Here is a 16452-nt window from a genome sequence, read left to right as displayed (position 1 = left end):
GAGTTCCCGATGACCCCGACCTTCGAACCCACCGTGCCGCGCGAGCGCGTGCAGGCCCTGATGCAGGCCGAACAGGCGCGCTATGCGCGCACCCACGCGCGCAGCGGCGAACGCTTTGCGCAGGGCCAGCAGGCCTGGCTCTACGGCGCGCCCTCGCACTGGATGCGCCGCTGGATCGGCGGCTGGCCGCTGTACGTGCAGGACGCGCAGTTGCCTTATGGCGCGCGCTTCGTCGACGTGGACGGCAACGGCTATGCCGACTTCTGCCTCGGCGACACCGGCGGCATGTGCGGCCACGGCCACCCGGCCGTGGTGGAGGCACTGACGCGGCAGGCCCGCGTGGGCAGCTCGCTGATGCTGCCCACCGACGATGCGGCCTGGGTCGGCGAAGAGCTGTCGCGCCGCTTCGGCCTGCCGTACTGGAACCTCACGACCTCGGCCTCGGACGCCAACCGCGCCTGCATCCGCCTGGCGCGCATGGTCACCGGCCGGCCGCGCGTGCTGGTGTTCTCGGGCTGCTACCACGGCTCGGTGGAAGAGGCGCATGTGGAGCTGCGCGACGGCGCTGTCGCGATGCGCAACGACATCCACCCCAACGGCTTTCCGCACGACCAGCTGTCGGCCGTGGTCGAGTTCAACGACGTGCCCGCGCTGGAGCGCGCGCTGCGCGCCGGCGACGTGGCCTGCGTGCTGGCCGAGCCGGCCATGACCAACTACGGAATGATCGCGCCCGCGCCCGGCTTTCACGACGCGCTGCGCCGCCTCACGCGCGAGACCGGCACGCTGCTGGTCATCGACGAGACGCACACCATCTCGAGCGGCCCCGGCGGCTACACGCGACAGCATGGCCTGGAGCCCGACATGTTCGTGATCGGCAAGGCCATCGCCGGCGGCATTCCCGCCGCCGCCTTCGGCCTCAGCACCGAGACCGCCGAGCGCGTCTGGCAGGTGCTGCCCAAGCTGCACCCCACGAAGCGCCAGTCGGCGCACGCCGGCTTCGGCGGCACGCTGGCGGGCAACGCGCTCACCGTGGCCGTGATGCGTGCGGTGCTCTCGCAGGTGCTCACGCCCGAGGCCTTCGATCGCATGCTGGTGCTGGCGCAGCGCCTGGCCGAAGGCGTCAACGCCAGCATCGCCGCGGCGGGATTGCCGTGGCATGCGACGCAGGTCGGTGCGCGCGTGGAGACGCTCTTTTGCGCCGACGCGCCGCGCAACGCGAGCGACGTGCGCCGCACGCGCGACGGCGAACTCGAGGCGCTGCTGCACCTGTACATGATGAACCGCGGCGTGCTCATCACGCCCTTCCACAACATGATGCTGTGCTGCCCCGGCACCACCGAACGCGAGGTCGACGAGCACAACGCGGCCTTCGCCGAGTTCGTGCGGGAGTGCAAGGGATGAGCACGCCCGATCTCTTCGGCCTGCAGGGCAAGGTCGCGCTGGTCACGGGTGGCGGGCGCGGCATCGGCGCGGCCATCGCGCAGGTGTTCGCCGAAGCGGGCGCCTCGGTGCTCATCGCCAACCGCACCGGCAGTGCGGGCGAGGCGGTGGCGGCCGAACTGCGTGCGCGCGGCTTCGCGGCGCAGGCACTGGCCTGCGACATCGGCCGGCGCGACGAGGCCGAGCGTGCGGTGGCCGAGGCGGTGCGCGTGTTCGGCGCGCTCGACATCGTGGTCCACAACGCGGCCGTGAACCCCTGGGCCGCCATTGACGCGATGACCGACGAGCAGCTCGAGCACACGCTGGCCGTCAACCTCAAGGCCTGCTTCTGGCTCACGCAGGCCGCTGTGCCGCACTTGCGCGCGCGCGGCGGCGGGCGGCTGCTCGTCACCTCGTCGGTGACCGGGCCGCGCGTGGCCATGCCGGGCAGCGCGCACTACGCGGCCAGCAAGGCCGGCGTGAACGGCTTCATCCGCACCGCGGCGCTGGAGTACGCGCGCGAGGGCATCACCGTGAACGGCGTGGAGCCGGGCTACATCGCCAAGCAGGGCGGCTCACTGCTGTCCGACCCGGCCAAGGCCGCGCGCATCGCGCGCCACATCCCGGCCGGCGAACTGGGGCGGCCTGAAGACATCGCCTACGCGATGCGCTTCCTGGCGAGCCCGGCGGCGCGCTACATCACGGGGCAGACGATCGTGGTCGATGGCGGCTCGACGCTGCCTGAGAGTCCGTTCTTCGCGGAGGCATCGGAATGACCGCGCGCCTGCAAGGCAAGGCCTGCCTCGTCGTCGGTGCAGCGACCGGCATCGGCGCCGCCGTGGCCGCGCGCTTCGCGGCCGAGGGCGCGCGCGTCGCGGTGGCCGGCTGGCCGCGTCCGCAGCCGGTGGGCGACGGCCCGGCCTTCGACTGCGACGTGACCGACGACGCGGCCGTGCGCGCCACCGTGGCCGCGGTGCAGGCCGCGTTCGGGCGCATCGACGTGCTGGTGAACTGCGCCGGCATCGTGCAGAGCGACGACGCGGCCGACATCGACGACGGTGACTGGCACCGCCTGCACGAGGTCAACCTCGGCGGCACCATGCGCTGCCAGCGCGCCGTGCTGCCCGGCATGGTCGCGCAGGGTGGTGGCGCCATCGTCAACATCGCCTCGGTCGCGGCCTTCAACGCCGGTGCCGGCATGGCCAGCTATGCGTCCAGCAAGGCCGGCGTGGTCGCGCTCACGCGCTCGGCCGCGCAGGCCTATGGGCCGAAGGGCGTGCGCGTGAACGCGCTGTGCCCCGGCTGGGTCGACACGCCCATGAGCCGCCAGGAGATGCGCGACCTGGCCGCCGAACGCGGCATCGACGAAGACGCCGCGCGCGCGCAGACGGTGGCGCGCATCGCGCTGGGGCGCATGGCCACGCCCGAGGAAATGGCCGCCGTGTGCCTGTTCCTGGCCAGCGACGAAGCCTCGTTCGTGACCGGCGTGGCGCTGGTGGCCGACGGCGGGGCGCGGGTGCCGGCGGCTGCGCGCGCCGTGTAAGCGCCGAGAGACGCCGCGCCCGGCCGGGCGTATGCTTGCGCGCCGCGGAGGGTTTTCAAAGATGCTTCCCATCGTCGTTGCGCTCATGGCGACCGTCATCCTGCTGGTCTGGATGGGGTTCTTCATGATGGGCTCGCTGCCCTTGCTCGTGCTCTCGCACGACACCCCGCTGGATTCGCGCTTCATCCGCGGCCTGTTCAACGTCTACTACGTGGCCGTGGTGTTCACCGCGAGCGCGGCGGCGCTCAGCTATGCGTGGTGCGGCAAGCCTTTCTTCGCGGTCGGCATGGCCCTCATTGCCGGCCTGGCCTTCGCGCTGCGCCGCTGGCTCATCATTCCGCGCATGGACCTGCTGCGCCACACGATCCCGGCGACGGACACGTCGATCGTGCAGTTCCGCAAGCTCCACATCGCCGGGATGGTGCTGAACGTGATGCAGCTGGGCACGGTGGCCTGGGCGCTCACGCAGTTGGGGCTGTGAGCAGCGCCGACCTCTGTCTCTATCGCAGGAAGCGCCCTTCCTTCGTCACCCGCACCATCTCGATGAAGCGCGAGCCCGTGTTGCTCGCACCCGTGAAGTCGATCTCCATGTTGCCGATGCGCAGCTTCATCGCCTTCAGCGTGGCGTGCAGCTTTGCGCGCGTGAGGTCGCGGCCGGTGCGGCGCAGGGCCTCGATCATCACGAGCGCGTTCACATAGCCTTCGTAGCTGAGGTAGCCGATGTCGACCTTGGCGCGCTCGGCCAGCTGGCGGAATTCGCGCGCGGTGGCGTCGACCTCGCTCCAGGGGTAGGGCACGATCTGCGAGATGGCCAGGCCGCTGGTCTTGTCGCCGACGAGCTTGGCGGTGACGTCGCCCGGCACGATCGACATGCCGTAGAACATCTGGCGTCCGCCGGCGGTCCAGGCGCTCTTCATCACCTCGCCGCCGATGCCGCCGCCCAGGTACATGAGCACGGCCTGGGCCTTGCTTTCGGCCAGCGCCTTGCCGGCGGACTCGTTGGTGGTGCCGTCGCCCTTCACGGGCACCGCCGCCACGGGTTTGAGCTTGAGCGTGTCGAGCGCCGCCTCGACCAGCCGCGCCACTTCGGCGCCGCCGGGGTTGTCCAGGTAGGCCACGGCGATGCGCGAGACGCCGATGGTGCTCAGGTGCTGCACCAGCGCCTGCGCCTCGCGCGCGAAGGTGGCGCGCACGAAGTAGCCTGCGCCCGCGACCTTCTCGCGCGCCGAGTCCGACACCGCATAACCGCCCACCATCGGCGCGCCGCTCTGCCCCAGCACCTTGGCCGCGGCGGCCGTGGTGCCGGAGCCCACGCAGCCGAAGAAGGCGAAGGCGCGGTGCTCGGCGAGCAGCTTCTCGTAGTTGGCGACGGCCTTCTCGGGCTTGAGCTCGTCGTCGAGCGAGACCAGCTTGAGCTTGCGGCCCGCGAGCCCGCCCTGCGCATTGACCGCGTCGAAGGCCAGCCCGGCGCCGGCCATCACGACCTTGATCGGCACGCCCAGCGGCCCGCTCAGGATGCCGGTGTGGCCGAGGACGATCTCGCCGTCGCTGACGCCGTTCTCGGCGGCCAGGGCGGTGGAAGGCAAGGAAAGGAGGGGGCCGAGTCCGGCCGTCGCCGCGGCCGAGGCGGCGAGAAAACGTCTGCGATGCATGGAACCGATTCCGCTTTTAGATACAACTGATAACAATTGAAAGCGAAAGCGAGTCCCCGCGCCGCCGGGGTTTACCCCCTGTGTTGCGCCGTGTCCTCGCCGGGCGGCTCGCGCAGCTGCCAGGCCGCGCAGACGGCCAGCGCGCACAGGCCGGCCAGCATGAGGAACACCTCGTCGAAGGCGGCCAGCCGCGCCGGCGTGCTCACCGGGTTGGCGAGCGAGTCGCCGTGCGCCGCCAGGCGCCATTCGAGAATGATGGCGCACAGGCTCACGCCCACCGCGCCGCCGAGCATGCGCACGAAGCTGATCGCGCTGGCGCCCTGCGGAATGAGCGGCTTGGCCAGCGGGCGCATCGACCCGAGGTTGAGCGAGGGCAGGATGAAGCCCAGCCCGATGCGCCCGACGATCGCGAACACCACCAGCAGCCACAGCGGGCTGTCCAGCCGCAGCACGGCCATGAGCGCGAACGACACCGCCAGCAGCGCCAGGCCGATGCTCACCAGCAGCCAGGTTGGCTGCTTGTCGGCCAGCCGGCCCACGCCCGCGATGGTGAAGGCCAGCACGATGCCGGCCGGCAGCAGGGTGGTGCCCACATGCGAGGCCGACAGGTGCAGCCCCACCTGCATGTACACCGGCAGCAGGTAGGTCGAGCCGAACAGCGCGGTGCCGTAGATGAAGGCGACCAGGCTGCCCATGGCGAACTGGCGGTAGCGAAAGAGCGCGAGGTTCATCAGCGGCGCGCCGCCCGAGGCCATGAGCCGGCGCTGCCACCACACGAAGGCGGCGAAGGCGATGAGCGCGCCGGCCAGCAGCAGCGCGGCCTGCAGCGGCGAATCGCCGCGCAGCTCGACCAGCCCGTTCAGCAGGCACAGCGTGCCCACGGTGCCCAGCGCCAGGCCGCGCGCATCGAGCCCGCTGCCGCGCGTCGCGGCCACGCCGCCGGGCGCGGTCTTGGGCACGAACTTGTAGGCCAGCCAGATCGAGGCCAGGCAGAAGGGCACCACCATGAAGAAGATCGAGCGCCAGCCGAACAGGTCGACCAGCACGCCGCCGATGCTCGGCCCGATGGCCGGCGCCAGCACCACGCCCATGCCGAAGATGCCGCTGGCGCGGCCCTGCTCGTGCGGCTCGAAGGCGCGCAGGATGATGATGGCCGGAATGGGCTGCACCACGCCCGCGGCCAGCCCCTCGGCCACGCGCGCCAGCAGCACCAGCGGGTAGTGGTTGGCCAGCCCGCCGACGATGCCGCCGGCCAGCAGCAGGAGCATGGTGCCGACGTAGGTGCGCCGGTAGCCGTAGCGCGACAGCAGCCAGGGCGTGGTGAGCATCGACACCGTCATCGCCACCATGAAGCCCGAGCTGACCCACTGCGCGCGCTCCTGGCCCAGCGCGAAGTGGTGGCTCATGTCGGGGATCGCCACGTTGACGATGGTCGAGGACATGATGGACGCCATCGTCCCCACCATGACCGACAGCAGCAGGTACCAGCGGTAGCGCTCGCCGTAGCGGGCGCGCAGGGCGCCCATGGAGGGCGGCGTGTCGGGTGTGGGGGGGGAGGTCATGGGGCGGCGCAGGGACGGTCGCGGGTCCGTCGTCCTACAAGCATATCGGTGTTTACGCGGTCGACCGCGCGCGGGCCGGTCGCACAATGCGGCGGCTGTCCCCTGTGCGTCAAGTCTCCAAAGAACAAGCCATGCATCCATCGACCCCCGACTCCGGCCACGACCCGGCCGCGCCCGACGCCACCCCCACGCTCGCGGCTGAACTCGCCGCGCCCACCGTCAGCCGCGCCTACCGCTGCCAGTGCGGGCGCCCCGTGTTCCTGCGCAACAGCGAGTGCCTGGCCTGCCACACGCCGCTGGGCTACGTGATCGACCGGCTCGGCGTGGTGCCGCTGGCGCCGGCCGAAGGCGAGGGCGCGCTGCCCGACACCTTCACCGTCTTTGGCGACCCGCACGGCGCCACCTACCGCCGCTGCGCCAACCTCATGACGCCGGCCGCTTGCAACTGGATGGTGGCGCAGCCGCGCGAGGGCGAAACCATTCCCGCCGACACGCAGGGCCTGGCGCCCGGCTACTGCCTGGCCTGCAGCGTCACGCGCACCATCCCCGACCTGTCGGTGGAAGCCAACGGCGAACTCTGGCGCAAGCTCGAGATGCCCAAGCGCCGCCTGATCTCGCAGCTGCTCGCGCTCGGCCTGCCGGTGGTGAGCCGCCATGCCGACCCGGTGCACGGGCTGGCCTTCGATTTCCTCAGCAACATGCCGGGCGCCCCGCACGTGATGACGGGCCATGAGCACGGGCTGATCACGCTCAACGCCGAGGAGGCCGAAGACGCCGTGCGCGAGCGCATCCGCGCCGAGATGCACGAGCCCTACCGCACGCTGCTGGGCCACTTCCGCCACGAGATCGGTCACTACTACTGGGACCTGCTGGTGCTGCCCACGCGATGGATCGACGACTTCCGCGTGCTCTTCGGCGACGAGCGCGCCGACTACGGCGCCGCGCTGCAGCAGCACTACGAACAGGGCCCGCCGCCCGACTGGGCGCAGCGCTTCGTCAGCAGCTACGCGAGCATGCACCCGTGGGAAGACTGGGCCGAGACCTGGGCCCACTACCTGCACATGGCCGACACCGCCGACACGGCCATGAGCTTCGGCATCGACGCGAGCAATGTGGAGTTGCAGAACGATCTCTTTACCGCCGCCGACCTGTGGCAGCCCGACCATCCCGACGCCGCGAAGTTTCTCGACTTCATCAACGGCTGGGTGCTGCTGACCAGCATGCTCAACGAGCTGTCGCGCAGCATGGGCCAGCCCGACTACTACCCCTTCGTGCTGCCGCGCGCGGCGGTGGGCAAGCTGCAGTTCATCCACGGCGTGGTCACCGCGCAGCGCAGCGGCACGGCGCCGACGATGGTGACGGCAGGGGATGTGGCGGAAGCCGCGACGGAAGCTGCCGAGCCTGCACAGGGGCAGTCACAGTCCCAGTCGCAGGGCGACGTCGCTCAGTCCTGAGGCGGCGGCTTTCCTGCGGCGCAGCGCGCGCAGATGCAGGCCTGGCCGCGCAACGCCGGGGGCAGCGTGTCGAGCGGGGCCAGCGAAAAATCGGCGGCCATGCACCAGCAGGGCGGCTGCGCCTGCCCGGTCTCGCGCTCGACCTCCATCGCGCAGCGGTTCGCCTCGCCGCACAGCGGACAGCGCGCGGTGTCGATGACCACCGTCATGCGAGCGCGAAGGCCGGCAGCTTCTTCGGCACCGCCACGTTGCGCAGCGTCGCGTACACCGGCAGGCCGTCGCGGTAGGCGGGGTAGTCCTCGCCCGCGATCAGCGGCAGCAGGTAGCGGCGGCACTTCTCGGTGATGCCGTAGCCGTCGTCCGAAATGAAATCGCGCGGCATCGGCTTCTCGACATTGGCCACCGCTTCGAGCGGCGCCGCGCCCAACGTGTACGCATAGGGCACGTCGCTCGTGCGCTCGATGGTCGGCATCACCGCGTTGCGGCCTTCGAGCGCCAGCTCGACCGCGCGCTGGCCCAGCTCGTAGGCCTGCTTCACGTCGGTGGCCGAGGCGATGTGGCGTGCCGCGCGCTGCAGGTAGTCGGCCACCGCCCAGTGGAACTTGTGGCCCAGCGCCTCCTTCACCATCTGCGCCACCACCGGCGCCGCGCCGCCGAGCTGCGCATGGCCGAAGGCATCGCGCGCGCCCTGTTCGGCCAGGAAGGTGCCGTCGGGATGGTGGCAGCCTTCGGACACCACCACCGAGCAGTAGCCGTGCTGCTGCACCATGGCATCGACGCGCGCCAGGAAACGGGCCGCATCGAACTCGATCTCGGGGAACAGCACCACCACCGGAATGCCATGGTCGGCCACCAGCCCGCCGGCCGCGGCGATCCAGCCCGCGTGGCGGCCCATCACCTCGAGCACGAACACCTTGGTGGAGGTGGCGGCCATCGAGCGCACGTCGAACGAGGCTTCGAGCGTGGACACCGCCACGTACTTCGCCACCGAGCCGAAGCCCGGGCAGCAGTCGGTCAGCGGCAGGTCGTTGTCGATGGTCTTGGGCACGTGGATGGCCTGCAGCGGGTAGCCCATCGACTGCGACAGCTGGCTCACCTTGAAGCAGGTGTCGGCCGAGTCGCCGCCGCCGTTGTAGAAGAAGTAGCCGATGCCGTGCGCCTTGAACACCTCGATCAGGCGCTCGTACTCGCGGCGGTTTTTCTCGAGCGACTTGAGCTTGTAGCGGCACGAGCCGAACGCGCCCGAGGGCGTGGTGCGCAGCGCCGCAATCGCGTCGGCCGGCTCGGCGCTGGTGTCGATCAGGTCCTCGGTGAGCGCGCCGAGGATGCCGTTGCGCCCGGCATAGAGCGTGCCGATGCGGTCCGGGTGCTGGCGCGCCGTCTCGATCACGCCGCAGGCCGAGGCGTTGATGACCGAGGTGACGCCGCCCGACTGGGCGTAGAAGGCGTTGAGGATGGGCATGCGCGGCATTCTCCCGCAGCCCTTTCCATGGCGCCAGTGGTGCCAAATGCGGGGCGCTTCAGCGCCCGCCGAGGCCCATCGATCGCGTGATCACCTCTTTCATGATCTCGTTGGTGCCGCCGTAGATGCGCTGCACGCGCGCGTCGGCGTACGCGCGGGTGATCGGGTACTCCCACATGAAGCCGTAGCCGCCGTGCAGCTGCACGCACTCGTCCATCACCTTGCACTGCAGGTCGCTGGTCCAGTACTTGGCCATGCTCGCGGTGGCGGTGTCGAGCTTCTCGGCCATGAGCAGCTCGATGCACTTGTCGACGAACACCTGCGCCACCTGCACCTCGGTCTGCAGCTCGGCCAGCGTGTAGCGTGTGTTCTGGTAGTTGCCCACGGGCTGGCCGAACACCTTGCGCTCTTTCACGTAGGCCACGGTGTGGTCGATGGCGGCCTGCGACGCGGCCACCGCGCTGATCGCGATCTGCAGCCGCTCCCAGGGCAGCTGCTCCATCAGGCAGACGAAGCCGCGGTTGACCTCGCCCAGCAGCGCCTCGGCCGGCAGGCGCACGTCGTTGAAGAACAGCTCGGACGTGTCCTGTGCCTTCAGGCCCAGCTTCTTCAGGCGCTTGCCCTTCTCGAAGCCCGGCATGCCGCGCTCGACGAGGAACAGGCTGGTGCCCTTCGCGCCCGCGGCCGGGTCGGTCTTGGCGACCACGATCACCAGGTCGGCATGCCAGCCGTTGGTGATGAAGGTCTTGCTGCCGTTGAGCAGGTAGCTGCCGTCGGCCTGGCGGATGGCGCTGGTCTTCACGGCCTGCAGGTCGCTGCCCGCGCCGGGCTCGCTCATGGCGATGGCGCCCACCCTCTCGCCGCTGGCGAGCTTCGGCAGGTAGTGCTGCTTCTGCGCCTCGGTGCCGTAGCGCAGGATGTACGGCGCGACGATCTCGTTGTGCAGGCCGAAGCCGATGCCCGTGAAGCCGCGCGCCCACAGCTCCTCGAACTGGATCACCGAATAGAGCAGGTCGGCGCCCGCGCCGCCGTAGGTGTCGGGCAGCGCCATGCACAGGAAGCCGTTTTCGCCGGCCTTGGACCAGACGGCGCGGTCGACGTAGCCTTGCTCTTCCCAGTCGTCGTGGAAAGGCGCGATCTCCTTGTCCATGAAGCGGCGGAAGCTGTCGCGGAAGGCCTCGTGGTCGGCGGTGAAGAGGGTGCGTTCGATGGTCATGGGGACGTCAGCGGGTTTCGAAGACAGGAGGGCGCTTCTGCAGGAAGGCGCTCACGCCTTCACGGAAGCTGGGGCGGTCGATGAGCGCGCGCTGGCGCTCGCTCTCGTAGTGCAGTTGTTCTTTCAGCGAGTGGTGCTCCGAGGCGTCGAAGGCCTCGCGGGCTTCGAGCACCGAGTGCGCCGGCAGGCGCGCCAGGCGCTGCGCGATGGCGCGGGCTTCGTCCATCAGTTGCTCGTCGTCGGCGCAGGCCCAGATCAGGCCCCACTGCACGGCGCGTCCGGCGCTCAGGCGCTCGTCGAGCAGCGCCATGCCCATCGCGCGCGCACGGCCGGCGCGGCGCGGAATGGCCCAGGTGCAGCCCAGGTCGGGCACGATGCCCAGCTTGGGCAGGAAGGGCAGGTAGAAGTAGGCGCTGCGCGCCGCGATGGTCACGTCGGCCGCGAGCGCCAAGCCCACGCCCGCACCGGCCGCCGGGCCGTTGACGGCTGCCACCACCGGCACCGGCAGCGTGCGCAGCGTCTCGATGAGCGGGTTGCTGAGCTTCTGCATCCACTCGGCGGTCTGGTCGCCGAGCGTCTGGCCGGGCTCGCCGGGCGGCGCCATCGCGCTCAGGTCGGCGCCCACGCAGAAGGCCTTGCCGGCGCCCGTGAGGATCACGGCGCGCACCGTGCGGTCGTCGCGGATGCGCTCGAGCGCGTCGCGCAGTTCGACCTGCAGGTCTTTCGCGATCGGGTTCAGCTTGTGCGGCAGGTTCAGCGTGAGCGTGGCGATGCCGTCGGCCTGCTCGCACAGGATGCAGGGTTGGGGTGTGGGTTGCGGCGCGTTCATGCGAGCGCTGCGCCAGAAGTGGTGGTCATGGGCGTGTCCCTTTCAAGGCCAAGAAGGAAAACGGACGCCCAAAGCAAAAAGCCGCCTGTCGTCACGGCGGCGCGCGGTGCTGCTCCCTGCGGGGGCGGTCCATGGCATCGAGGTTCGATGCCACGGCGCCCGCGGTCAAGCCGGGGACAACCCGTGCAGCGCCAGTCGCCAAGGCGACCGCACGCGAGCCTGTGCGCGCGAGGCCGGGTTCGGCAGCGCGGCGGGCTGCGCGTCCGACACCGAGATGCACGACGACTCCAGCGCCGACACCAGCACGCGCCGGTGCTCGGTGCTCTCGAAGCGCTCGCCCGGCCCGAGCACGATGTCGCGCGGGTCGCGGTCCAGCGTGATCCACACCGCGCCGCTGCGGCATTCGATGCCCACGCCCGCGCCGTCGGGCACGGCGAAGACGGCGCGGCTGGGCAGGCTCACGTGGAAGCGCGAGCTCGACGAGGAGAAAAAGGTGGAAGGGGACCGGTCGGTGGTGCTCATGGGAACCTCCATTGCATTCGTGATACGAATGAATATAGTGAGCCGAGCCCTCTCTTACACGCGGTCATTTGGAACTCGTTGCATGCCTCCAGAGAATGTGAAAACCCCTGCCGGCGAGCTCCCGCCGCTCGAGCTGCTGCGCAGCTTCGAGGCCGCCGCGCGCCGGCTCAGCTTCACGCTGGCGGCGGGCGAGCTGCACCTCACGCAGTCGGCCGTGAGCCGGCAGATCCAGCAGCTCGAAGCCAGCCTGGGCGTGCTGCTGTTCGAGCGCCGCCACCGCGCGCTCGTGCTCACCGAGGCCGGCGGCGTGCTGCAGCGCGCCGTCACCGACAGCCTGGAGCGCCTGCGCGACGCCACCGCGCGCGTGCGCGCCAGCGCCGCGCCGCGGCAGGTGTCGATCACCACCACGCCGGGCTTTGCGTCGCTGTGGCTCATTCCGAAACTGGCGCGCTTCACCGGCACGCATCCTCAGGTCGACGTGCGCGTGTCGGCCACGCTCGACGTGCTCGACCTGGACGTGAGCCGGCTCGACCTTGCGGTGCGCTTCGTGCCCATCGGCCGCGGCGTGGGCCCGGCGCTGTTCGAGGAGTCGGTGATCCCGCTGTGCGCGCCGCAGGTGGCCGCGTCGCTGCGCGAGCTGTCCGATTTTTCCAAGCTCACGCTGCTGACCATCGAATACCCGGACCACAGCGAAGCCCCGACCACCGACTGGGAGCCGTGGCTCAAGGTGATGGGGCTGGAAGACCTGCGCATGAAGAGCACGCTGCGCTTCTCGCAGTACGCCGATGCGGTGGCCGCCGCGGTGGCGGGGCAGGGCGTGGTCATCGGGCGCCTGCCGCTGCTGCGCGAACTGGTGCGCGACGGCCGGCTCGTGGCGCCGCTCGGCCAGGGCGTGGCATCGCACCGCGGCTACTTCATCGAGATGTCGCGGCGCGCCGCGGGCAACCGCGACGCGCAGGACTTCGCGCAATGGCTGCGCGACGAGGCGGAGGCCGCGCAGCGGAGCTGACGAAGGGCCGCCGCCCGCCTGCCGATCAACCTGGCAGCAGCACCTTGTTGACGACGTGGATCACGCCGTTCGACTGGTAGACATTGGCGATCGTCACCGCCGCCGTGCCGCCCTTGGCGTCGGTCACCCACACCGTGCCGCCGCTCATCGTGGCCGTGAGCGTGCCGCCGCTGGCGGTCTTGAGCATCGCCTTGCCGCCGCCCGCGTTGATCGCGCTCGTCAGCGCCGCGCTGTCCATGCGACCGGGCACCACGTGGTAGGTCAGCACCTTGGTGAGCGTGGCCTTGTTCTCGGGCTTGAGCAGCGTGTCGACCGTGCCGGCCGGCAGCGCCGCGAACGAGGCGTTGGTGGGCGCGAACACCGTGAACGGGCCCGGGCTCTTGAGCGTGGCCACGAGGTCGGCCGCCTTCACCGCGGCGACCAGCGTCGTGTGGTCCTTCGAATTCACCGCGTTGTCGACGATGTCCTTCGTCGGGTACATCGGCGCGCCGCCGACCATGGGGGTGGCGGCACTGCTGCTGGCGTTGCTCATGCCACTGCCGGCGCACGCGCCGAGCAGGACCGACACGCCGAGGGCGATCACGAGTTTTTTCATGGATGTCTCCTGGAAGGAAAGGCTCTGTGGAAACCGCCAACAGCTCGGAGGCGCGATGCGCTTGAGATGCCATACGGCGCGATGCGCGAAGCGGATTCAACCGATGTGCCCTGTCAGCTTTGCACCACAGCGCGCCGCGCCGGGCTTGCGCACGGCGAAGGCCCTCGCCAGAATCCGCCCTTCCTTTTTCAGCGACCGTTTTTCCAGACACCGCGCACGGCGACGATCAACCTCCCGGGCGAGAACACCATTCAATGAACCGTTCACTGAACACCTGACGCACACCGACCGCCCCGGCCGGATGTGCACCTTCGCATCCGCCGCGGCCGAATCGACAAGGGCCCCGCGCGCAACTGCATTCGCCGGGGCCTTTTTGTTTTTTCGGAGTGTGTGCACATGAGTGCTCAACGAAAGGCCCGCGACGACGACAAGCGTCTGGGCCGGTTCTACTTTGCGGTGCCCGCGTCGGCACCGCGCAATCCCGTGGTGGCCGCGATGGCGCGCCGCGAAGCCAGCCAGGGCGCGGGCCGCCACCTGCGCACCCACCGCGCCGAGCGGCGCGCGCAGAAGGTGGCGCTGCAGAAAGCCGCGCGCGACATCGCACGGAGGGCCGACGATGCGTGACGACATGGACAAGGTGATCGTCGAGCGTCCGCGCGGCGGCTGGCGCGTGCAGGGCGATGGCCGCCCGTGGCGCAACAGCCCCGAGCGCGGTTCGCACCTGGGCATGAAGCGCGGCCTGCAGCATCCGAAGTGGCTGAGCGAAAACCTCCAGCCGCTCAAGCGCTGGCTGCACAAGCAGGTGCACCGGCCGTGGGACAAGGTGTACGCCGAGCTGTGCAGCGGCATCGATCGCCGCAGCACGGTGCAGGCGCACATCTTTCTGCACGTCGACGACTTCGTGGCGCGCGACACGGTGCTGTGCGATGGCGAGGTGCGGGTGCGACCCTACCGCTGGGGAACCCGCGACGGCGTGCCGCTGCACGAAGCGCCGGGTGTCGAGCTGTTCGTGCACCCGGTCACCGGCATCCTGCTGCCGAACCGGCGCCTGCGCGAGGCGCGCGCGGCGCGCCGTGTGGACCGGGCCGCGCGGCGCGGCGACACGCCGCATGCGGTCTACCACTTGATCGACGCGACCACGCAGTGGCACTGCGTCGACGGCTGCTGGTTCGAAGTCGTGCTCGCGAAGTTTCCCGAGCGCGCAGGCACGACGCAAACGGAGCCCAGGTGCTACGACGTGTTGCGCCGCTGCATGGTCACGCGCTGCGGTGCGGCGCGACGTTCAGCGCCGGGCCTGCCCACGCACTTCGACATGTATGGGCGTCATGACGTGTATGCCGTCGCCAAGCGCCAGCTGAGCCGGCGCGAGGTGCGGGCGCGGTTGGGGGATGCGGCGTGAGCGTTGCGAGGGCAGCCATTCGCGCGATGATCGGGCGCACTGACATCACCTGCCTCTGAAGGAGCGCGCCATGAGCTTCGCTGCATCGTCGAACTGGTTCGTCTGGGCCATGCTGTCGGCCGTCTTCGCCGCGATGACGGCCATCCTCGCCAAGCTGGGCCTGGCCGGCGTCGATGCCGACATGGCGACGCTGGTGCGCACCGTGGTGATCCTCGTCGTGCTCGCGGCCTTCGTGAAGGCCACGGGCAAGTGGAGCAACCCCTTCGAACTGTCGCCGCGCACCTGGGCCTTTCTCGTGCTGTCGGGGCTGGCGACCGGCGCGTCGTGGGTCTGCTACTTCCGCGCGCTCAAGATGGGGAACGCCTCGCAGGTCGCGCCGGTCGACAAGCTCAGCGTGGTGCTCGTGGTGCTGTTCGCCGTGATGTTCCTCGGCGAGCGCCCGTCCGTGCGCGAGTGGGGCGGCGTGGCGATGATCGCGGGCGGGGTGTTGATGCTGGCGATCAAGCGCTAGGCGGCGCCGTCGGGCGCACCAATGCCTTGGCTCTCGGCAGCATCCAGAACGCCAGCGTCCCCGCCGCCAGCATCCCGCTCACCGTGAGGAACACCGCGCGGAACGGCTCGCTGCCCTGGGCCACGGCCCAGGAGGCGGCCACGCCGGTGGTCCATTGCATCAGCGAGACGCCGAGGAACATCGCCATGTTGAGCAGCGCCATCGCGCGGCCCGTCACGGCCGCCGGGTAGGCGTTCTTGGTGTACGCGTACAGCAGCACGCTGTAGCCAGAGAGCATGCCGTAGACGATCGGCAGGCCGATGTCGATGGCGCGCGATTGCGTGAGGGCCATGGCGGCGAACATCGCCGCGCCGGCGAAGGCGCAGCGCATCATCCAGCGCGTGCGGCGCGCGCCGCCGGGGTCGAGGCGGCCGAACAGCATGGGGCTGGCCATGCCGGCGACGGTCATCACCAGCGCCACGTTGCCGCTGGCCACGAGCGAGAGGCCGTGGCGGTCGTGCAGCACGGGGCCGAGCCACAGGCCGCGCAGCGTGATGAAGGCGGCATACGACACGCAGGCGAAGCACAGCAGCCCGAGCGTGTGCGGCATGGCGAACAGCGGCAGCAGGTCGCGCACGGCCTGGCGCAGCGACTGGCGCTCGGGTGCGGGTTCGTCAGATGTTGCTTGCGTGCGCGCGGGCTCGTGCACGCGCCAGAAGATGACGATCCACGAGAGCACGGCGAAGGCGGTCAGCGCGGCATAGCCGGCGCGCCACGAGGCGGCCTCGATCAGCAGCGCCAGCGGCGTGCCGGTGAACAGGATGCCCATGCCCGCGAGGCTCATCACCAGCCCCGACATGGCGGTGAAGCGCGCGGCGTCGAAGTGCCGCGCGATGAACACGGTGCAGGCCAGGAAGGCCGGCGCGCAGCCCACGCCGATCAGCGCCTGCCCCAGCAGCAGCGCACCGAAGCCCGGCGCCACGGTGCACAGCGCGGCGCCCGCGATGGCGAGCGGAAAGGCGGTGAGCACGGTGCGGCGCACGCCGAAGTGGTCGATCGACACGCCCATCGCGAGCTGCATGATGCCGAAGGTGAAATGGAAGGTGCCGGCCCAGGTGCCCAGCGCCTGCGGCGTGAGGCCGAAGTGCTGCGTGAGCGGCGTGGCCATCATGGCGCCGACGGTGCGAAAGGCCTGGCTCAGCGCGAAGGCGGTGGCCAGTGCGACCAGCATGGCCGCGGCCGAGGTCGACCCGCGGGTCGGGGGCGGCGAAGCCGCGTGCTTGTTCATCGGGAGAAACGG

At 70.4% G+C, this 16452-nt stretch carries 18 protein-coding genes; 9 read left to right on the top strand and 9 right to left on the bottom strand.

Annotated features, from left to right (window positions below; all coding sequences use genetic code 11):
* Positions 1–9: 9 nt before the first annotated feature.
* From FFI97_RS24400 to FFI97_RS24385, 4 genes are all read left to right on the top strand, one after another.
* Positions 10–1401, top strand: a complete 1392-nt coding sequence (locus FFI97_RS24400) for a transaminase (RefSeq protein ID WP_139702196.1) — start codon at positions 10–12, stop codon at positions 1399–1401.
* The gene (locus FFI97_RS24395; RefSeq protein WP_070063708.1) at positions 1398–2195 is read left to right on the top strand and encodes an SDR family oxidoreductase; all 798 of its coding nucleotides are present in this window, start codon (positions 1398–1400) and stop codon (positions 2193–2195) included. The genes FFI97_RS24400 and FFI97_RS24395 overlap by 4 nt, the downstream gene beginning before the upstream one ends.
* Entirely contained in the window at positions 2192–2962 is a 771-nt protein-coding gene (locus tag FFI97_RS24390) for an SDR family NAD(P)-dependent oxidoreductase (RefSeq protein WP_144004520.1), read from the top strand. Before FFI97_RS24395 ends, FFI97_RS24390 begins: the two co-directional genes overlap by 4 nt.
* 61 nt (positions 2963–3023) lie before the next feature.
* The gene (locus FFI97_RS24385; RefSeq protein WP_139702195.1) at positions 3024–3443 is read left to right on the top strand and encodes a hypothetical protein; all 420 of its coding nucleotides are present in this window, start codon (positions 3024–3026) and stop codon (positions 3441–3443) included.
* Between the two features lie 19 nt (positions 3444–3462).
* Here the strand turns inward: FFI97_RS24385 and FFI97_RS24380 are convergent, their stop codons facing one another.
* Together FFI97_RS24380 and FFI97_RS24375 are read right to left on the bottom strand one after the other, a co-directional pair.
* The gene (locus tag FFI97_RS24380) at positions 3463–4548 is read right to left on the bottom strand and encodes an ABC transporter substrate-binding protein (RefSeq protein WP_260685137.1); all 1086 of its coding nucleotides are present in this window, start codon (positions 4546–4548) and stop codon (positions 3463–3465) included.
* A gap of 137 nt (positions 4549–4685) precedes the next feature.
* Positions 4686–6176, bottom strand: coding sequence for a DHA2 family efflux MFS transporter permease subunit (locus tag FFI97_RS24375; protein ID WP_139702193.1), 1491 nt, complete (start codon positions 6174–6176; stop codon positions 4686–4688).
* Between the two features lie 131 nt (positions 6177–6307).
* Between FFI97_RS24375 and FFI97_RS24370 the strand changes: the two genes are divergently transcribed.
* The gene (locus tag FFI97_RS24370; RefSeq protein ID WP_139702192.1) at positions 6308–7630 is read left to right on the top strand and encodes a putative zinc-binding metallopeptidase; all 1323 of its coding nucleotides are present in this window, start codon (positions 6308–6310) and stop codon (positions 7628–7630) included.
* On the opposite strand, the gene FFI97_RS24365 is transcribed toward FFI97_RS24370, so the two are convergent.
* The 5 genes from FFI97_RS24365 to FFI97_RS24345 form a co-directional block, all read right to left on the bottom strand.
* Positions 7621–7839, bottom strand: coding sequence for a cysteine-rich CWC family protein (locus FFI97_RS24365; RefSeq protein WP_095743338.1), 219 nt, complete (start codon positions 7837–7839; stop codon positions 7621–7623). The genes FFI97_RS24370 and FFI97_RS24365 overlap by 10 nt on opposite strands.
* Positions 7836–9092 (bottom strand): 6-phosphofructokinase, encoded by a 1257-nt coding sequence (locus FFI97_RS24360; protein ID WP_139702191.1) that lies wholly within the window; start codon positions 9090–9092, stop codon positions 7836–7838. The genes FFI97_RS24365 and FFI97_RS24360 overlap by 4 nt, the downstream gene beginning before the upstream one ends.
* A 58-nt stretch (positions 9093–9150) precedes the next feature.
* Positions 9151–10308, bottom strand: a complete 1158-nt coding sequence (locus FFI97_RS24355; protein WP_139702190.1) for an acyl-CoA dehydrogenase family protein — start codon at positions 10306–10308, stop codon at positions 9151–9153.
* Between the two features lie 7 nt (positions 10309–10315).
* Positions 10316–11137, bottom strand: a complete 822-nt coding sequence (locus FFI97_RS24350; RefSeq protein WP_139702189.1) for an enoyl-CoA hydratase-related protein — start codon at positions 11135–11137, stop codon at positions 10316–10318.
* Between the two features lie 165 nt (positions 11138–11302).
* Positions 11303–11659 (bottom strand): DUF2917 domain-containing protein, encoded by a 357-nt coding sequence (locus tag FFI97_RS24345; protein ID WP_062479754.1) that lies wholly within the window; start codon positions 11657–11659, stop codon positions 11303–11305.
* A gap of 82 nt (positions 11660–11741) precedes the next feature.
* On the opposite strand from FFI97_RS24345, the gene FFI97_RS24340 reads away from it, so the two are divergent.
* The gene (locus FFI97_RS24340; protein ID WP_139702188.1) at positions 11742–12668 is read left to right on the top strand and encodes a LysR substrate-binding domain-containing protein; all 927 of its coding nucleotides are present in this window, start codon (positions 11742–11744) and stop codon (positions 12666–12668) included.
* A 25-nt stretch (positions 12669–12693) separates the two neighbouring features.
* Here FFI97_RS24340 and FFI97_RS24335 read toward each other — a convergent pair whose 3' ends face one another.
* Positions 12694–13263, bottom strand: coding sequence for a fasciclin domain-containing protein (locus FFI97_RS24335; protein WP_139702187.1), 570 nt, complete (start codon positions 13261–13263; stop codon positions 12694–12696).
* A 396-nt stretch (positions 13264–13659) separates the two neighbouring features.
* On the opposite strand from FFI97_RS24335, the gene FFI97_RS24330 reads away from it, so the two are divergent.
* The 3 genes from FFI97_RS24330 to FFI97_RS24320 all read left to right on the top strand — a co-directional run bounded on the left by FFI97_RS24330 (position 13660) and on the right by FFI97_RS24320 (position 15173).
* Positions 13660–13887, top strand: coding sequence for a hypothetical protein (locus tag FFI97_RS24330; protein ID WP_139702186.1), 228 nt, complete (start codon positions 13660–13662; stop codon positions 13885–13887).
* Positions 13880–14662, top strand: coding sequence for a hypothetical protein (locus tag FFI97_RS24325; protein ID WP_139702185.1), 783 nt, complete (start codon positions 13880–13882; stop codon positions 14660–14662). The genes FFI97_RS24330 and FFI97_RS24325 overlap by 8 nt, the downstream gene beginning before the upstream one ends.
* A 70-nt stretch (positions 14663–14732) precedes the next feature.
* Positions 14733–15173 (top strand): EamA family transporter, encoded by a 441-nt coding sequence (locus FFI97_RS24320; protein WP_139702184.1) that lies wholly within the window; start codon positions 14733–14735, stop codon positions 15171–15173.
* On the opposite strand, the gene FFI97_RS24315 is transcribed toward FFI97_RS24320, so the two are convergent.
* Positions 15163–16440, bottom strand: a complete 1278-nt coding sequence (locus FFI97_RS24315) for an MFS transporter (protein WP_139702183.1) — start codon at positions 16438–16440, stop codon at positions 15163–15165. The two genes, FFI97_RS24320 and FFI97_RS24315, sit on opposite strands and share 11 nt — an antisense overlap.
* Between the last annotated feature and the right edge of the window lie 12 nt (positions 16441–16452).

Origin of the sequence: Variovorax sp. KBS0712 (assembly GCF_006323185.2) — a bacterium.
GTDB lineage: Bacteria > Pseudomonadota > Gammaproteobacteria > Burkholderiales > Burkholderiaceae_C > Variovorax > Variovorax boronicumulans.
The sequence above is the reverse complement of the archived record's forward strand: the minus strand, read 5'-3'. Positions and strand labels throughout refer to the sequence as shown.

What these genes read in the sequence shown, in the direction of transcription:
- FFI97_RS24400 (WP_139702196.1), top strand. Translation starts at nt 10, where the DNA reads ATGACCCCGACCTTCGAACCCACCGTGCCGCGCGAGCGCGTGCAGGCC.
- FFI97_RS24395 (WP_070063708.1), top strand. Translation starts at nt 1,398, where the DNA reads ATGAGCACGCCCGATCTCTTCGGCCTGCAGGGCAAGGTCGCGCTGGTC.
- FFI97_RS24390 (WP_144004520.1), top strand. Translation starts at nt 2,192, where the DNA reads ATGACCGCGCGCCTGCAAGGCAAGGCCTGCCTCGTCGTCGGTGCAGCG.
- FFI97_RS24385 (WP_139702195.1), top strand. Translation starts at nt 3,024, where the DNA reads ATGCTTCCCATCGTCGTTGCGCTCATGGCGACCGTCATCCTGCTGGTC.
- FFI97_RS24375 (WP_139702193.1), bottom strand. Translation starts at nt 6,176, where the DNA reads ATGACCTCCCCCCCCACACCCGACACGCCGCCCTCCATGGGCGCCCTG.
- FFI97_RS24370 (WP_139702192.1), top strand. Translation starts at nt 6,308, where the DNA reads ATGCATCCATCGACCCCCGACTCCGGCCACGACCCGGCCGCGCCCGAC.
- FFI97_RS24365 (WP_095743338.1), bottom strand. Translation starts at nt 7,839, where the DNA reads ATGACGGTGGTCATCGACACCGCGCGCTGTCCGCTGTGCGGCGAGGCG.
- FFI97_RS24360 (WP_139702191.1), bottom strand. Translation starts at nt 9,092, where the DNA reads ATGCCCATCCTCAACGCCTTCTACGCCCAGTCGGGCGGCGTCACCTCG.
- FFI97_RS24355 (WP_139702190.1), bottom strand. Translation starts at nt 10,308, where the DNA reads ATGACCATCGAACGCACCCTCTTCACCGCCGACCACGAGGCCTTCCGC.
- FFI97_RS24350 (WP_139702189.1), bottom strand. Translation starts at nt 11,137, where the DNA reads ATGAACGCGCCGCAACCCACACCCCAACCCTGCATCCTGTGCGAGCAG.
- FFI97_RS24345 (WP_062479754.1), bottom strand. Translation starts at nt 11,659, where the DNA reads ATGAGCACCACCGACCGGTCCCCTTCCACCTTTTTCTCCTCGTCGAGC.
- FFI97_RS24340 (WP_139702188.1), top strand. Translation starts at nt 11,742, where the DNA reads ATGCCTCCAGAGAATGTGAAAACCCCTGCCGGCGAGCTCCCGCCGCTC.
- FFI97_RS24335 (WP_139702187.1), bottom strand. Translation starts at nt 13,263, where the DNA reads ATGAAAAAACTCGTGATCGCCCTCGGCGTGTCGGTCCTGCTCGGCGCG.
- FFI97_RS24330 (WP_139702186.1), top strand. Translation starts at nt 13,660, where the DNA reads ATGAGTGCTCAACGAAAGGCCCGCGACGACGACAAGCGTCTGGGCCGG.
- FFI97_RS24325 (WP_139702185.1), top strand. Translation starts at nt 13,880, where the DNA reads ATGCGTGACGACATGGACAAGGTGATCGTCGAGCGTCCGCGCGGCGGC.
- FFI97_RS24320 (WP_139702184.1), top strand. Translation starts at nt 14,733, where the DNA reads ATGAGCTTCGCTGCATCGTCGAACTGGTTCGTCTGGGCCATGCTGTCG.
- FFI97_RS24315 (WP_139702183.1), bottom strand. Translation starts at nt 16,440, where the DNA reads ATGAACAAGCACGCGGCTTCGCCGCCCCCGACCCGCGGGTCGACCTCG.